This window comes from Geomonas diazotrophica (genome assembly GCF_019063885.1).
In the GTDB taxonomy this organism is placed as follows: Bacteria; Desulfobacterota; Desulfuromonadia; order Geobacterales; family Geobacteraceae; genus Geomonas; species Geomonas diazotrophica.
In genome coordinates, this window is record NZ_CP077684.1 from 2,643,899 (window position 1) to 2,659,886 (window position 15,988).

Genomic DNA, 15,988 nt, shown 5'->3' on the forward strand with positions numbered 1-15,988 from the left:
GTCCCCCCCACAGCACGACAGATCATTATGAACCTAAAGAGTCTACATTAAAACTAACATATGCAACTATACCATCTGGCCTAAAAAAAGCAAACCTTAATGTAATATTTTCCGTTGCCTACTCGGACTGTCACAGCGTTAATCGTATGAGACAGTAAGAGGTGGTAGTAAAGTCCAATCCAGCCGGGAATTGCCCCGTTGCAAGCCCCAAAAAACGGAGCACGGTACCAGGACTTTATTTAAAGAGGCAAGGAGCATGTTTGTGCAGAATCAAGGGCATCAACGTCCTGCAGATATTTAGAACTCACCAACTTATGAACCGTACTCTTTAACTCGAGTGAATTCGACAGTAACTGTTCATTGGTGTACAGCGATACAGTCCTGTTGTATTTTTTCAATGAGTCAACCTCTTTACAGAACCTACCGGCCCCCACCTCAGGTGATACGCCTTCATAAACGAGGTTGAAATCCCGAGACAAAATGACCTGAGACGACCCCAATCTATGGTGTTCAGATAAAATCAATTCAGAACCGAGAGCGCCTTGACCAATTCTCGCTATCCCTCCAAATCCAAACTTTATGCTTTGGGACTTTATGCTGGAGGCCAGATACTCAACGATCCCGCAGGAAAGAAGTTCGAACATAAAATCTAATTTCAATGATAAATGGAGATCGTTAAGTCCGATGTGGATGTTTTGTATTCCATTTACTTTAACAATTTCGTTCACCCGTGCCAGAGCCTGACCAGTTTCTAACAGCAAGCACGTCTCCACCCGACCTCGCACCAGTGTGAGAAATTTATCGACCTCCACAGCATTTGTAAACATGGGGAGCATGAGGATATCGGCACCAAGTTCAATGCATCTTGTTATCTCGCCAGCCGAATCATCGTGTAGCGGGTTTATCCGCACCATCAATTGTGAGGAGTTCAGCACTTTACGTATTTTTGTCACGTCCTCCAAAGTATGACGGGAAATCACACTATTCAAATGCCCCTGTCTTTCATCTTTCCCATTGATTTCCAGATCAACCATTACCTTGTGAACTCCCGCCATCTGGGCGGCACCCGCTCTAAAGGGGTCATTGGTTATATATATAAAGTCCATTAATAGCTCACAAAGTTCTTAAAAATATAATCCGATGTTTCTCGAGTCCTGACAACTGAGTACCCGCCTCCTTCAACTTTCTTTATAATTGCACAGTTAGGCAAAATAAACGGAGGTTTCATCACTATCGAGTAAGAGCCAACATTCTCGTAGACAATGAAATCTCCAACCTCCGCATAGCCTTTAACTGACTTGGAAAGGTAGTCGCTCTCTATGCATGTGAACCCTGTGACATCGAAAAACTGCGAAGCCTCACCTACATCAGTAGAAGCATCGCGGTTAAGTATCGATACTGGCAAGTTGAGCGAACGTGCGACGGGGCTGATGTTAAAGATGCTTCCGGACACGTTTACTATACGTCTGCCATTTATATTTTTAATATTGATGATTTTTGTATAGAATTTAAAAGTATCAGCAACCAAGGCAGTTCCAGGCTCGATAAAAAGCAGAGGCTTTTTGCTTTGTCCTTCAAAGGCCCGGGCAAATTTTGTACATATCACTTTTGCATAATCAGAAAAATTGGGCAGTTCGAACTTGTATGTCATCTTAAGCTTATCAGGCATGTTGCCAAAGTATCCACCGCCTATGTTGATAAAGTCAGGCGGCTCACTGAAAAGGTTTTGACACAATTCAATCATACGCTCGACTCTCACAGCATACGAAGACAAGTCACGATTAGGGAAATGGCAGTGCAGGCCAGCCAACCTCAAATTTGGTGAGTTGTTGATAGTCTGAACTGCATGTCGAAATTCCTCGCCTCCAACATCAAAACCAAAGCGCGACTGCAAGTTATCGTCAATGGGGAAATTGCATCTGATTGCAACATTTATGACGCGCGTTGACGCCTCAAGCGAGGTAGCGACTGCCATATTCAGGTCGCGGATGGAGTCCAAATTAACCAAAGCCCCGGACAAGAGTGCGGCCCGAATAGAATCAAAAGACTTGTACGGACCATTATAGACGATCCTTTCAGGCAAGACACCAAGCCTGCAGGCAAGGTTATATTCCATCTCCGATACTACTTCGGCATACCCGCCAAGCTGATCGACAAGTTTGCAGATGTCAGGGGTATAATTAGTCTTGTAAGAATATGCTATTTGAGTTTGGCCATACAATGCTTTGAAGGCATGGTCCATCCTCTTGAAATTATCTATAAACCTGCCCTCATCATAAACAAAAAAAGGATCTCCATATTGTTTACTTAGTTCCTCGGCCTCGGTCCACGCCATGTCAGTTCTCCACTCTCTTTTCGATGGTATTTTTCATAAATAATACGACATAAGGAGTTTTAAATAGAATAACTAGGTCAAGCCAGATTCCTTTTTCCAGGTATTTATCGACATACATGTTGTCTAAAATGATTTTTTCATCCCAGTTTAGATCGTTCCGTCCTGAAATCTGGGCAAGCCCAGTTATCCCAGGTTTCACCATGAACCGTTTCTTAAGAGTCTCATTGAAGTCTTTATAATCGCCGAGTTCATTGAAAACAGGAGGACGGGGTCCGACGAAAGACATGGTGCCATTGAGTACATTAATGATCTGGGGAAGTTCATCCAAGCTTGCAACCCTAAGAACCCTGCCAACCTTGGTAATTCTAGGATCATCCGAGAAACTGAAAAGCTCAGCCGGACTTTCTATCGAACCGCTTCTTAGAACATCCGTAGCATTGTGAGGGATGGGCGATCTATCAGCATGTTCGATCATGGATCGGAACTTGAGCATTTTGAAGATAACGCCGTCTTTGCCAATCCGGTCTTGAGTAAAGAGAACAGGCCCCTTCGAGTCAAGCTTGATTAGAACTGCAATCACAATAAAAACCGGCGCAAAAAAAATGAGTAGTGTCAGACCAAGTGCTATGTCAAGAATGCGTTTCGCCATATGTTAAAACCTTTCCCTTGCGGTAAGAGTGCAGCTATCAATAAACTTTCGTCAACCATCCACCATGCTGGGGACTCTTATTACTAACGACATCAAGATACAAGTCCAACATTTTTACCGTCAGCTCACCAGGTAAGCCTTGACCTACAGGCACGCGGTCAATAGAGGTAATTGGAGTCACTTCTGCTGCGCTGCCACATAGAAAAACCTCATCTGCAATATATAGTTCAGTCCTGTCGACCTCCCTCTCGCACACGCGTAAGTTCATTTCTAATGCAAGGTCCAAAATTGTATTGCGGGTGATACTTTCAAGAACAGAAGAAGTGAGCGAAGGCGTGATGAGCTGGCCATTTCTCACAATAAACAAACAGGCGCCCGCGCCCTCCGAAACCTTTCCGTTAGAAGCGAGAAATATCGGCACATCATAACCATTCCTCCGCGCTTCGAGATGACCATAACGGCCGTTTATATAATTAGCCCCGGCTTTGATCCTAGGTGGGAGACAGTTGTCACCAATGCGGTCCCAAGATGAGACACAGGCAGACAGGCCCTTCAGATTAGTAACGTCGGTCCTACTTTTGGCAATAGGAGCGATAAACATTTCGACAGGGGCTACTGAGTTCCAGCTCCCCTCGCCATCGATAAACAGCGTCATTCTGACAGCCACATCCTGTCGATAGCTATTGAAGCGGATCGTTTCTAAAAAATACTCCCGCAACTGCCCGAGAGCATACGGGCATGAAAATCCTATGAGTTTACATGAGTTAAGCAAACGGTCGAAATGCTCCTGTAGGCGGAAGGCGTATAGTTGCTGTTGCTCTTCATTCCAGTAACAACGAATCCCCTCGAAAACGTTTAAACCAAACTGTGAGGTGGGAGAAAGCACGTTGATTTTAGCGTCCGCCACCGGAACAATGCTGCCTTTAAACCAGATACCGCGATCTTCCATTTTCTTCTCCTCGTTTACACTTAAACAACCGTCGTTATATTTACCGTATGTATTTAAACGCTGATTTAATTACCCTATGAACAGAAACACTTCTTTAAGTAACCTTTTACTCGGGATCCGACATCTATGTATTCCATGATAGAATAAATCGGATTCAGTCACGAAGAGGTCAAGTGACAGAATTTGAGACTTCTTCAAGATACTTTTTCATATTCGAGTAAACAATTTCTGCGGTGAACCTTTCTTGAAAGAGGTTGATGGCATTGTTCGCCATTATCTTCAGATGTGCTGGATCGTCATAGGACAGTTCGAGTGCATCTACAAGGCTATTTACATCACCTTCTGAATAGAAAACGCCACAACCATTACTAAGCAAAAGATCGTGCAGAACCCCGGTCAGGGGAGATAACACCGGTAGACCGGCAGAAAGGTATTCGATAGGCTTGTTTGGAATCGACGCACAAAAATCTTTTGTGTTGTGATACGGAGCTAACCCCAAGTGCGCAATGCGCATTAAAGCGCATATTTCACTTGAACCAACCCAACCGGGGAAACTCACATTTGATAGTCCAGCGGCGGCTTTTTTATAATAATCAAGACGATCCCCCGCACCGCATAAAATGAAGTGGAACGCTCGCGACCCGCCGTCAAGCCTGCGGGCTGCATCGATGACCGTATCGAGATCGAACTGCCGCCCAATCGTACCGAAAAACACCACGAAAAATTGCTTTGAATCAACAGCAATCCCGTGCTCCTTCCAAAACTCGTTGGCCTCTCTCAACTCGGCATCAGTTGGTCTGCGTTCCTCATAACCAAACGGGAATTCCCGATCGAGTTCGCTGCGCGACCTGTTGGCGTACCCGAGTCCCCATTGTAGGATCTGCGGCGTCATGCTGGTCAGGGCGGTTGCATGAGAACATGCCCAACGCAGATCCCTAAAAAGCGGGGTCAAAATCAGACGCGCGAGACCTCGCGCCCAGCGTGGAGCTAAATCTACGAATATTTCCGGCCACAAGTCACGGATATCAAGTACCACTGGAATTTTCCTAGAAACAGCGTACTTCACCGCGGCGCGACTTAAATCAATAGTCGGCATGGAGCAGAGAATGACATCGGGAATTGGCTCCCTTGGTGCGAGTTCGGCAAAACGTGTAGCATGCTCACGGTGATCAAGTAACCGCGCCAGGGAAATGTTGCGCCGATATCCTCTTGAACGAAGCATCATCAAACGATATCCGTCGGAGATGGTTGTAGATACTTCATGGACTGCACGCTGCTTTTTGCGGGTGTGATCGAAAGATGAACACCACCAGACAACCTCGTGTCCGTTCTGAGACAACAGGCGGGCAAGAATTCCCGTTCGCAGCAGGCGCTCATCGTGGCCGTCCGTAGGAACGGGTTCGCCTATGGTTATGAGCCAAACACGCATCGTTTCAAATCTCCCGGAGTAACATTAAATTGGGGAAGGACCAGCAATACTAGTTGAAAAAGAAGGTCGTCAATCCTCACCCGCGCAACGTGCGCAAGCCTCGAGAAACTTTAAAACACGTTTAGATATGATACTTTCGGCAAGATCCCTTTTAGCGATAACAGGGCCGTTGGAGCGTCTCCCCAGGGAAATAACATCGGCCACTGCTTGGCCTAAAGCATGGGGGTCTCTGGCAACAATCCTCGAGGGATCTACTTCAAGGAGACGCTCAACCACATCACCAACAGCCACACTGACCACGGGTAGGCCGCATGCCATGGCTTCTTTAACGATTGTCGGACTACCTTCGTAATCACTGGTCACAATTAATGCATCGGCCGCATTTGTGTATAGGGGAACCTCTTCAGGCTTTACATTGCCGCAAAGAACTTCGAACCTGAGGTTTGGAATCCGCCTTTTGGCCTGCCAGTAGGCCGCCTCGGCTAAGTCCAAACGCTTTACTGTGCAGTGGAGCCCGGCATTAAAGAGAAGGACCGGGTCTTGATGCGTCCACCCGAGGGCTTTTCTTGCCTCGCAAGGAGAAACGGGCTGAAAACAGTCAACATCAACCCCCATAGGAACGACGACGGCACGGTTTTGTCCAAACCTCAGGCGTCCAAACAGTTCCTGGCTGACACAGATAATGCCCTTGGCTCTGCGTGCGGCAAGTTGGGAGAGAACGTGGCCAATAAAAACTCTAAGTTGATTGCCCGGGCCAGGATTGAGATCACTACCATGAAAGGTGATCACGACCGGGTAATTCGTTGAATGAGTAACCAGCCAGGCAGTCATTGTGCCATAATGAACATGAATTATGTCGGGTTTAAAGGTGCTGATCTCAGCGCGCAGCCTAAAAGAGTCGCGTAAAAGCCCAAACAAAGAGGTGCGGGAAGCAACGAAAAAGCGGCGGACGGTAGCGCCAAGTTCCTCGATCTTGTCCACCTGACGGCGGGAGAATACCATACTCATCCCTTGGCCGTTACCAGGAATCACTGTAAGTACTTTCAATGAACAGGCTCCTCGATACCATTTCGCTGAAGTTTGGAATTAATACGGGAAGCGGCCTTAAGAGATCTGAACACCTTAAGTGCCACATAAACAATAACAAAAGGAATCAGACTCATAAGGGTGGCTTTAACCGACCCCAAAATACCGTTTCTGACACTACTAATTACCAGCGCATAATAGATGCCGCCGTAGGAGAGAAGAACCAGGTCATTATTACAATACTTTCTAAATTTCTGGTATATTTTTTGGGTGATAAGGCCATAACAAAACATGAAGATAAACACTCCTACGGCGCCAAACGCCCAATACCCCTCCTGAAGAAAGAAAAAACCATACCCACCACCGATTTCGCGAACGCCGGGGTAAAAAACCTCTACGAATTGTTCATTCAGCGGAAGTGGTCTTTCATCAAAGAAAATCCTCGGCATGAATACCATGAGTTCGGTAATGATCGACCATCCATAGCTGAAATGAGTTTCTCCATCACTTATCCCCTGGATCAGTCTCATAAGATTTTCCCCGACGATAAGCTCTCCGGAGGATGACAGCTGTAAAAACTTGGCACCATATACACTAAAGTAGTCCCAAAAAACGGATAACATCTCCAATGGATTGCTAGTAACTCTGACTATGGACATAACATTCATGAACAAGTATAAGAACGAACCTATCATTATTCCGGTTCTCAGCTTAATCTCTCTCACCCTGTAATGATAATAAGCAAAGACCGTAACAGCTGCACTAATAACTAGTCCTCGCCAGCCTGACAACGTATTTACCACGAGGTAATCTACTATTATCGTGAACCCAACCAGCCTTAGAAGCCAATGTCTCTTAAACATCAGTATAGTCGCCGACGATAAAATATATGCGATAGGTATTTTTTGAGTAAAAACCTCTACAAGCCCGGCTGTACTATCTTTCATTTTTTCTACGCGAGATATAAGGGCCATCTCACCATAGGATTTGATATGCAAAAAATCAAAAAAATCGGTAAGATTAACGGCAAAGACAGCCCCCAAAACGATGCCCATTGCAATTATGCATTGCCTAATTAGTCTGTTAGACGGCAGTTTCAAATGGACTTTCGAAGATATTTCCGTCTTTACGGCTAAAATACCCAACATCAGTCCTGAAAGTCCTATCAGGCAGATTGCGTAATATTGAGTGAGGGTGTCATCACTTATATAATCTCCGTAGTATGTAGTCAAATTAGTTTCAACGTCCACAGCAGAGGCAACTGAGTATAGGAACAACAAAACGACAAAACCTATTACAGGAGACAAAAGGTCAGTTTTGTTTTTACGATGATATACAATCAAAAATATTGAAGATGTTAAAATATAATTGATAACAAAAGCGGTAAGCCTATTGATACAATGTTGATCATTGGCAAAGTAAGTGATGCACATAAATGCCATCAGCAAAAAAATAAAAGCCGTATGCAGATAAACGGAACTTTTGTCTGTCATAATCACCGCGAGGTTTTACTCCAATGGAATATTTGATATTCAAAAGCAATAGTTTGGGTCACTAGGGCAGCCTGTTTGACACCAAGCACTACCTCGTTTGAAAGGTCTATAAGATCGTGTAGGTAAGGTAACCCCAATAGAGTAGGCGCTGAACGGTGCATCACCTTGCCTGATACACTTTGCAACTGAGGTGTTACTCCTTCCGTGCAGGAACCGGTGTCTCTGCAGTACAGGGACGCGGCGGAACATCCCTGTCACGGAGAAATTTTGCAGGGACCCCTCCCCATATCTGGTTTGAAGGAACGTCGCGGGTGACAACTGCACCGGCGGCGATTATGGCCCCACGATGGATCGTTACCCCGCGCAAGACTACTACATTGGCACCTACCCAAACATTGTCCTCAATGACCGGGCGAGGAGAAATTTTTGTTGTTGAGGCAGCAGTAAATCCAGCAACAACCGCCTCAAAAGGTGAGGTTGTCCAGTGATCCGGTATATGCTCGGTAGGGCCGATCAGGACATTATAGGCTATCGAGCAGTACCTGCCGATTGTCGCAGCTGAAATATCGCCAGAATTGACATAAGTGCCGCAACCTATGCTGACGTCTCTGCCTATAACAACGTCGCCTAAAAAAGCGGCTTCTTTGACATCAGCATAGGGACTGATTCGGGCCGCTGAAGAAAGCTCGACACCATACATTGAGGCCTTAACCCATCCTACTGCGTAGTAGAGTTTCTTAGCTACGAGATTGAAAATGTTCTTGCACAGAATCAGCATTGCGGTCTCACTTTTTTGGGAAAGTCACATCTGCGGACCTTACGCATCGGCTACAACATACTGCTTGAGATACCTGAAGGTTATCGGAGTCGCCAGCGCTGTAAACGCGAGTGTCGCACAGAAACAGGAAGCTATAGTCGCGATCCCTACCAAACCGGTTATTGGCCAAGTGATCAGCAGTTTAAGTCCACCGCACAACAAAAATGAGGAGACCAACGGATAAAACAAGTCGTATGTGAACCAGTTTAAGTTCTCCCCGGGGATGATACAACGGTGTATCAAAGTAATGACGATCAAATCTTGTAGAAGGCTCACCCCAGAGAAGGTGGCCGCAGCCCCTAACAGTCCATAATGCTTTGCACTTAACATAAGAAGCGGCACATAGATTACGAGGAAGGGGATAAAAATGTACAGTATCACCTTCATACGGCCAAAGGCCTGCATGATAGAATATGGCATGTAGAGAAGGCCATTGAAGGTTGCGCCAACTATCAGAACCGACATGATGACATGGCAGTGTGCCACGGTCACCGGATCCCTAATCCACAAGAATAGAATCTCTTTGGAAAAAAATACCAGCGTGGCAGATATGGGCATGACAGCCAAAGACATGAATTGGCAACCCTTGTGGTAGACCTCTGTTAGTGAAGCGACATCGTTTTTGGCTTGTAATTGGGTTAACACCGGGAAAAAAGCGCAATATATGGGGTAATAAAGCATAAAGAGACTTCCCACCACCTGCCAGGCGATACTGTAGTAACCGAACTCGGTGAGGGAAATCTGTTTGCTGAGAATGATTTTGTCCAGCTGATTGAAGAGCAGGATGACGACGGATACGAGGCTCATCCCGATCGCCAACCGCCAGACCGATCTGATCAGTTCGTACTGGAACCTTGATGCAGCACCCGTAGCAGGTAGGGAGCGCCAGAGGGCGACACCCACCGCTGCAACATTGACGATGCTCATAAAGAGCTGCCACCAGAAGAAGGCCAAGACGGGTGAGGGGGAGAAAATGACCACCACTAGCGCCCCCACACCGCGTAACGTCCACAGCGCCGCATTGATGTAGTTGAAGAGGACCTGCCGCTGCAGCCCCATCAGCCCGCCGCTGTAAAAGCCGACCGGCCACTGGAACACCATGGACAGACCCATGAGGAGCACTGACTGCTTCACCACCCCGAAGGAAAGCGCCTGAGCATTCACCCATTTGGCGGCCACCACAGGGGAGAGCAGGAGCACCACACCGCACAGCACTGCGGCAAGCCCCCAGTACACGACCTCAAGCGTTCGCACCGAGTTGCGCATCATCTGTTCCTGCCCTGGAGAGGCCGAGTAACGGGCCAACTCGCGGTTGATGGACGGGCTCAGCCCCAGGTCCAGTATGGTCATGAGCGGTTGGATCGTGGCGAAGATCCCGACCAGGCCATAAGCCTCTATGCCCATGTAATTTATGTACAGAGGTACGAAGGCGACGTTGATTATGGCAGCCCAAGCCTTGCCGGCGTAGTTGGCTATGACATTTCTTTTCAGCGTGCTCAATGGGAACCTTTTGGTGCCATGCCTTGGAACAGTTCGTTGAAGATCACCGCCTTCAACTTCGCTGCACGCGCAGGGTCCTTTTTGACTAGATTGTCGTTCTCTTCGGGGTCTCTGGCGAGGTTGTACAGTTCCTCCTTCGGTGTGTTCAGGGAACACACGTACTTGTAATTCCCTTCAACCACACTGACGGTACCCAGTTTAACCACCGCCTTTTGGTAGTTCTGTTCGAGATTCATGGAGAAAACTCTTTGCTCCTGGCGTTGCCCCCCCCTCAGGAGTTCCAGAAATGATTTCCCCTGCATATTGGCTGTAGCCGGAATCCCGGCTGCAGCGAGGATGGTCGGCGCTAAGTCAACCTGTTGCACGTTTTGCTCAATGCGGACGGCGTTTTTTTGCCCGGGGAGGCGCACAACGAGCGGTATGTGGATGAGCGGTTGGTTCAGCCTGTCACCGCCGTGTGACTGTTCACCCTTCTCGAATATTTCACCGTGGTCGGCAGAGACGAAGACAGCGGTGTTTTCCAGATAGCCGTCCTTTTCGAGCTTTTTGATAAAGCGCCCGAATTCGTTGTCAGTGTAGAGAATGAGTTCATCGTAGCGTGCTCTGAGGGAGTCTATCCTAAGCTGGTCTTTGGGGTCATAACACCTGCCATAGATGGAGTACTGAGAAGTCGCCGTGTCGAAAAGCTTCTGCGCCAGAAAGTGGTACTTGAACTTCTCCGGCGGCAGATAAGGTGCATGCGGGGTGAAAACGTGTATCCACAGGAAGAACGGGCCGTCCTTCTTTTGGTCCAGGAATCTCGACGCCTCCTCGAAGGTCTTTTCGGGCGGGTTCATGACCTGAGTATTCCAGTCCTTGTTGCCAACCATGAAGAAGTCGTGCCACTCGGCAGGAAGTGGGGGATCGATGACTATGTAGTTCAAGAAGTACTTGAATGCGTAGTACACCACGACACCTTTCATGCTGTAGAACCAGTTGTTGATGTTACTGTCCAGCTTTAAAAGTATCGGTGTGAGAGTGTTGTAGCACCGGCCGGAGACGTAATTGGAGATATAGGGAACCGGCGCCACGTAGCTGAAGTCGGCATAGGTCCTGTTGTGCCAAGGATGCGCCGCCGGGTTCGCCACCACCGCCGCCGTCGTATAACCATTTTTCTTTAAGATGGCTGAAAGATTGTCACGACGTGCCTCTTCGGTCAGCACCATGAAATTGTTGTAAACCTTGTGCTGTGCAGGGTAGTTACTGGTGAGTATGCTGCAGATGCTCGGAGAGGTATGGTTGGAATTAGAGAACATGCGGTCAAAAACGAAGGCAGTCCTCGCAAATGTGTTTATGTTAGGGGTGGTGTCTCTTGAGTAGCCATAGAGTGACATGTCTGATGCGCTCAAGGCGTCGAACGTGATGAGAATTATGTTCTGTTTGTGCGTGGAAGGCGCTGTCACCGGCGCTGCCGGACCAGCAAACAAGGAGACCGCAGTAAACCTGACAACCAGGACGAGGACCGACACCGCCGCAAATACCGGGACTGCCTTAAAAACCCCGTCAACGATGGAAGGGATCTGCTTCAGCTTGGCTGCAAGAACAAGGTTAAAAAGCAGGAATATGCCTATCACTATGGCGTGCCGCAGAGTGTTCTGCCCAGCGGGAACCACCGTGGCCGACCAAAGGTTCAAGTAGATGAAAAAGACCAAATCCACAAAAAACCATACCGCCAGGCTGTTGGCCGTCAGCACCAGCTTTCCCAGTGTCTTGTTGAAAAAACCAAGCACCGTGCTTAATGGACCGACTACGAGGGCCGGGAATACAGCAGCCAGAGAGAGGATGAGAACCAGCAGCGACGTGTCCACGGCAATGGTAGTGAGGGTGAACGCCCCGAGGAAGGAGTCGATACGGTACAGAAAGTCGCCCGGCAGCAAAATGAACAGCAGCGCGCAACTCCAGTATTTGAAGACACGCAGTGAGTTCTGCCTTATCTCATGCATCGAGATCTTTTTCATGTTTGGCAGATACCCCCGATGGCTCGGGCGACATCCAGCACGGTTGCGACATCTGCCACACTTTCCCTCCTGCTGCCGAAGATGACCCCCGGGACCAGGGAGGCGTCGCAACAGTGGTCACCACTCCACTTTTTCAGGTTGTTTTCCAAAACCGGCCCAGCGCCGAAGGCACCGATGGCACTCTGCCAAGAGGTGCGATAACCATCGGCGAAGCCTATCACTAAGTCCGGCCCATCGGCGGCATCGATCCTCCCGTAAAGGGCCCCGGTGTCATAGCATCCTTTGACGCAGTTGACATCTCCGTCGGAAAGAGTCAACAGATCAGCTGCCAGCCTTCGTTGCAGTGCGGGAAGATCCGCAGGATCCACGATGCCTTGGCTCTCCCGTCCCTTGACGTTGAAGTAGATGCTGGTAAAGCCCACGGCGTAGGCGCTGGTGGCCGACCAGTCAACTCCCTCGAACAGCCCGCTGCAGGAGTCTACACCGTCCTTCAGTGTGAGGTATCCCTTTTCCATCAGCCAAGCATTCACATGAACCGAGCGCCGGAAGGTAGTGAAACCGTGATCGGAGCAGACCAGCAGTTGCCCCCCGGGCGCCCGCTCCATGACCTCGCCCAGGATTCGGTCCATCCAGCGGTAGTACCTGGGGATGACGTCGCCGAAGCTTTCGGCCGCATGCGCATCGTACATCGGATGGGAGCCGTCCTGCAGGCGCCAGAACATGTGCTGGATGCGGTCGGTGGTATCGAAGACACAGCCAAGAAGGCCGTTCCGGAACCGCGCGAGCTCATGCATGAGCATCGCTTCGCGCTCGGCCATCACGGCGTCGCACAACTCGACGAACTCGCGGTCAGAAAGGACGCCGTCGTTGAGCGCGTTGGTGTCCTCGGAGATGCCAAGGGTGGCGTACGGACCGATGGCCTGGGAAAGCTCTGTGGCGTACCCCGCGGGGGTGGCAATAGGGAACTCAGCGCTGGCGTAGTCCACCTGGACCGGGGTCAGGTAGAGCCTGAACTCGGGGGCGGTCTGCTGCAGCAGGAAGCGGCAGACGCCGGTCACTTTGCGGAAGAAACCGACGTCAAAGCTAAGCTCGATCCACGGGCTCCAGGAGCCCACCTGGAGCGTCACCGCCTTCCTGCCGATTTTAAGCGTGGCTTCCCGCTCGTCGAACTCGATGAACAGCGGCAGCGTCGCGGCCTTTCTCCCGATGAGTGAAGCGGTGAAAGGGCCGGCTATGTCGGTTTGGATCTTGCCGCCGCGTGGTGCCACCTCGACGATGCGCCCCTTGCTGTCGGGCGCGAGCGTTCCTTTCTCGGTGGTGTACCAGGCATAACTTCCCAGCATGCCGCGCACGTCCGGAACACCGAGTCCGGCCAGAAGTTTCCCTTCCTGAAAGGGGCGCGGTGGAAAGCCCATGGGCCACTTAAGCAGCGTACCCTGCTCCCCTCGCCGGGCCGCCTGCTCCCAGAAGGTCTCCCCCTGCACCGGGTTCACGTACTTACCGGAGTGCTGGCGGTGCAGGGACAGAAACGGTTTATAGGTGGCGGGGTCGCGGTGGATGAAGTCGAAGATGCCGTGGGCGCTGGGCGCCTTGCCGGTAGCAATCGTGGCCCACACCACCGGGCTTTGCGGCGGCGCGACGGTGGCGAGCCTGCCGTAGGAGCCCATTTGCGCCAGGCGCTCGAAATTGGGCAGGCTCCCCTCCCCCATCATGCGCTCGGTGACAACCGGGTCCATGCCGTCGACTCCCAGGAAGATGCACCCCGTCATGCCACGATCCCTGCGCCGGCCGGTACGCCGTCACACTCGATCACGAAGCGTCCAAGCTCCGGGACCACGGCGAAGGAGTCGATCACAAGGGGTGCCTCGGTACGGATGCGACAGCGTGCCATCTCGCCAATGTTGAGGCTCTCCGGGTCGAGTTCGTCATCCGGCGCGGCCGGGTCATACACCTTGAGCAGCTCGATAACCCCGGCGACCGCCTGGGTTGCGCAGCGAACCACGACGCGGCGACCGGAGACGTAGGAGTCTGCAAACCAGAAGATGGTGGCGCCGAAATCAGACACGGACCTGGGCGCCGGCTCCCCGGCGACAATCTCCCCACGCTGCGGCACCCGGTCGACATCGAGGAAGAGTCCGACGGCGTCCCCGTAACTGGCCGCTCCCACGTCCAGCGCAGGATACCTGGCGATGCCGCGCACCCGCGCTCTGCACCCTTCTGGCCAGACGGCGACCCAGTCGCCGGTGCTGAGACGGCCGGAATCGACCTTGCCGACCAGGACCGCCCCCTCCTCGTGCGGGTAGACGTCCTGCACAGCGAACCGGAAGGGACGCTCCTCGATGGGGGGAGTGTCTATGGCGTCCAGAACCTCGAGGAAGCAGGGGCCGAAGTACCAGGAGAGCCCTCCTTCCAGGGCGCGGCTGGCCACGTTCTCCCCGGTCAGGGCCGAGATGGGAATGATGGCAAAGGGGGTGCCGGAAAACTCGGCGAACAGGTCGCGCACCTGGTCCGCCACCTCAAGGTACCGCTCGCGGTCGTAGCCGGTCTGGTCCAGCTTGTTGATCAGCACGCAGATCTCCTTGATGCCCACCATGGCGAGGAGTTTCGCGTGCCGCCTGGTCTGCGGGCAGATCCCCTCCACGGCATCCACCATCAACACGGCGGCGTCTGCGTAGCTCGCTCCGGTCAACATGTTGCGGATGAACTCCCGGTGCCCCGGCGCATCGATTATGACGTAGTTGCGCTGCGAGCTGGTGAAGTAGATCTGCGAGGTGTCAATGGTGATGCCGCGCTGGCGCTCCTCCTCGAAGGCGTCAAGCACGAACGCGAACTCGCTGGCCTTGCCGGCGTCGTGTGAACTCTGCCGCATCTCGGCCAGGCGGTCCGCCTGCAGCGCTCCGGTATCGTAAAGGAGCCGGCCGATGAGGGTACTTTTGCCGTGATCGACGTGTCCGGTGATTACGATCGGGAAGGGGCGCATTACATGTACCCCAGCGAACGGAGTTTCTGCATGGTGTAGAGGTTCTCCTTGTCCTGAGCGCGTCCGGCACGCTCCGATTCCGTGGTCAGCTGCAGCTCCTCGATGATCTCGTCGATGCTGGCGGCGGGCGAATGGACCGGCGAGCAGCAGGGAACACAGCCAATGCTGCGGTAGCGGTGCCCCTGCCGGCTCAGGTAGAGGTCGACGAGGGGGAGTTGCTCGCGCCGAATGTAGCGCCAGATGTCCAACTCGGTGAAGTGGAGGATCGGGTGTACCCGGTAGTGCTCGCTGTCGTTCAAAAACGAGTTGTACTGGTCCCACAGCTCCGCGGGCTGGTTCTCGTAATCCCACTGAAACTGAGAATCCCTGGGGGAAAAATAGCGCTCCTTGGCCCTGATACCGTGTTCGTCGCGCCGGATGCCGAGGAGGATGGCCTGGAACCCCTCCCGGTCGATCAGCTGTTTGAGCGCATTGGTCTTCAGCTCGGTGCAGCAGTCGAGCTTCGCGCCTTTGTCGGGGCCCATGCCGCAGGCCAACTGCTCCTCGTTGCGCGCAACGATGACCTCGAACCCCCACTCCTTGGCCAGCCGATCCCGGAACTCGTACATCTCCGGGAACTTGTAGCCGGTGTCGATGTGGATCACCGGGAAGGGGATCTTGCCGAAGAATGCCTTGCGAACCAGGCAGAGGAGCGTCGTAGAATCCTTGCCGACCGACCAGAGCATGCCGGTACGCCCCTTGAATTTCTGGTAGGCTTCGCGGATCACACAGATACTTTTGCTTTCTAACGCGTCGAGGTAGTCCATAAAAACC

The 15,988-nt window shown here is 51.3% G+C and carries 13 protein-coding genes; all 13 read right to left on the bottom strand.

Annotated features, from left to right (window positions below; genetic code table 11):
* Positions 1–239 precede the first annotated feature (239 nt).
* The 13 genes from KP003_RS11515 to cysD all read right to left on the bottom strand — a co-directional run bounded on the left by KP003_RS11515 (position 240) and on the right by cysD (position 15,981).
* The gene (locus tag KP003_RS11515; protein ID WP_216497714.1) at positions 240–1,034 is read right to left on the bottom strand and encodes an aldolase/citrate lyase family protein; all 795 of its coding nucleotides are present in this window, start codon (positions 1,032–1,034) and stop codon (positions 240–242) included.
* 71 nt (positions 1,035–1,105) lie between these two features.
* Positions 1,106–2,335: a type III PLP-dependent enzyme domain-containing protein gene (locus tag KP003_RS11520; protein ID WP_217299618.1), complete on the bottom strand. Its 1,230-nt coding sequence runs from the start codon at positions 2,333–2,335 to the stop codon at positions 1,106–1,108.
* A gap of 1 nt (position 2,336) precedes the next feature.
* Positions 2,337–2,984: a sugar transferase gene (locus tag KP003_RS11525; RefSeq protein ID WP_216497716.1), complete on the bottom strand. Its 648-nt coding sequence runs from the start codon at positions 2,982–2,984 to the stop codon at positions 2,337–2,339.
* Between the two features lie 37 nt (positions 2,985–3,021).
* Entirely contained in the window at positions 3,022–3,933 is a 912-nt protein-coding gene (locus KP003_RS11530; protein WP_216497717.1) for a branched-chain amino acid transaminase, read from the bottom strand.
* Positions 3,934–4,102: 169 nt separating this feature from the next.
* Positions 4,103–5,362, bottom strand: coding sequence for a glycosyltransferase family 4 protein (locus KP003_RS11535; protein WP_216497718.1), 1,260 nt, complete (start codon positions 5,360–5,362; stop codon positions 4,103–4,105).
* Between the two features lie 69 nt (positions 5,363–5,431).
* On the bottom strand, positions 5,432–6,409 hold the full coding sequence (locus KP003_RS11540; RefSeq protein ID WP_216497719.1) for a glycosyltransferase family 4 protein: 978 nt from the start codon (positions 6,407–6,409) through the stop codon (positions 5,432–5,434).
* A complete protein-coding gene (locus KP003_RS11545) occupies positions 6,406–7,881 on the bottom strand; it encodes an O-antigen polymerase (protein WP_236026766.1) in 1,476 nt (491 codons plus the stop codon). The genes KP003_RS11540 and KP003_RS11545 overlap by 4 nt, the downstream gene beginning before the upstream one ends.
* Positions 7,882–8,074: 193 nt before the next feature.
* Positions 8,075–8,659, bottom strand: coding sequence for an acyltransferase (locus KP003_RS11550; protein WP_216497721.1), 585 nt, complete (start codon positions 8,657–8,659; stop codon positions 8,075–8,077).
* Between the two features lie 39 nt (positions 8,660–8,698).
* Complete coding sequence (locus KP003_RS11555) at positions 8,699–10,198, bottom strand: lipopolysaccharide biosynthesis protein (RefSeq protein WP_217299619.1); 1,500 nt, start codon at positions 10,196–10,198, stop codon at positions 8,699–8,701.
* Positions 10,195–12,195, bottom strand: a complete 2,001-nt coding sequence (locus tag KP003_RS11560) for a sulfatase family protein (RefSeq protein WP_217299620.1) — start codon at positions 12,193–12,195, stop codon at positions 10,195–10,197. The genes KP003_RS11555 and KP003_RS11560 overlap by 4 nt, the downstream gene beginning before the upstream one ends.
* Positions 12,192–13,964 carry an alkaline phosphatase family protein gene (locus KP003_RS11565; protein ID WP_217299621.1) on the bottom strand — a complete coding sequence of 591 codons (1,773 nt, stop codon included), beginning with the start codon at positions 13,962–13,964 and terminating at the stop codon, positions 12,192–12,194. Before KP003_RS11565 ends, KP003_RS11560 begins: the two co-directional genes overlap by 4 nt.
* The gene (locus KP003_RS11570; protein ID WP_216497725.1) at positions 13,961–15,175 is read right to left on the bottom strand and encodes a GTP-binding protein; all 1,215 of its coding nucleotides are present in this window, start codon (positions 15,173–15,175) and stop codon (positions 13,961–13,963) included. The genes KP003_RS11565 and KP003_RS11570 overlap by 4 nt, the downstream gene beginning before the upstream one ends.
* Complete coding sequence (gene cysD, locus KP003_RS11575; protein WP_217299622.1) at positions 15,175–15,981, bottom strand: sulfate adenylyltransferase subunit CysD; 807 nt, start codon at positions 15,979–15,981, stop codon at positions 15,175–15,177. Before cysD ends, KP003_RS11570 begins: the two co-directional genes overlap by 1 nt.
* Between the last annotated feature and the right edge of the window lie 7 nt (positions 15,982–15,988).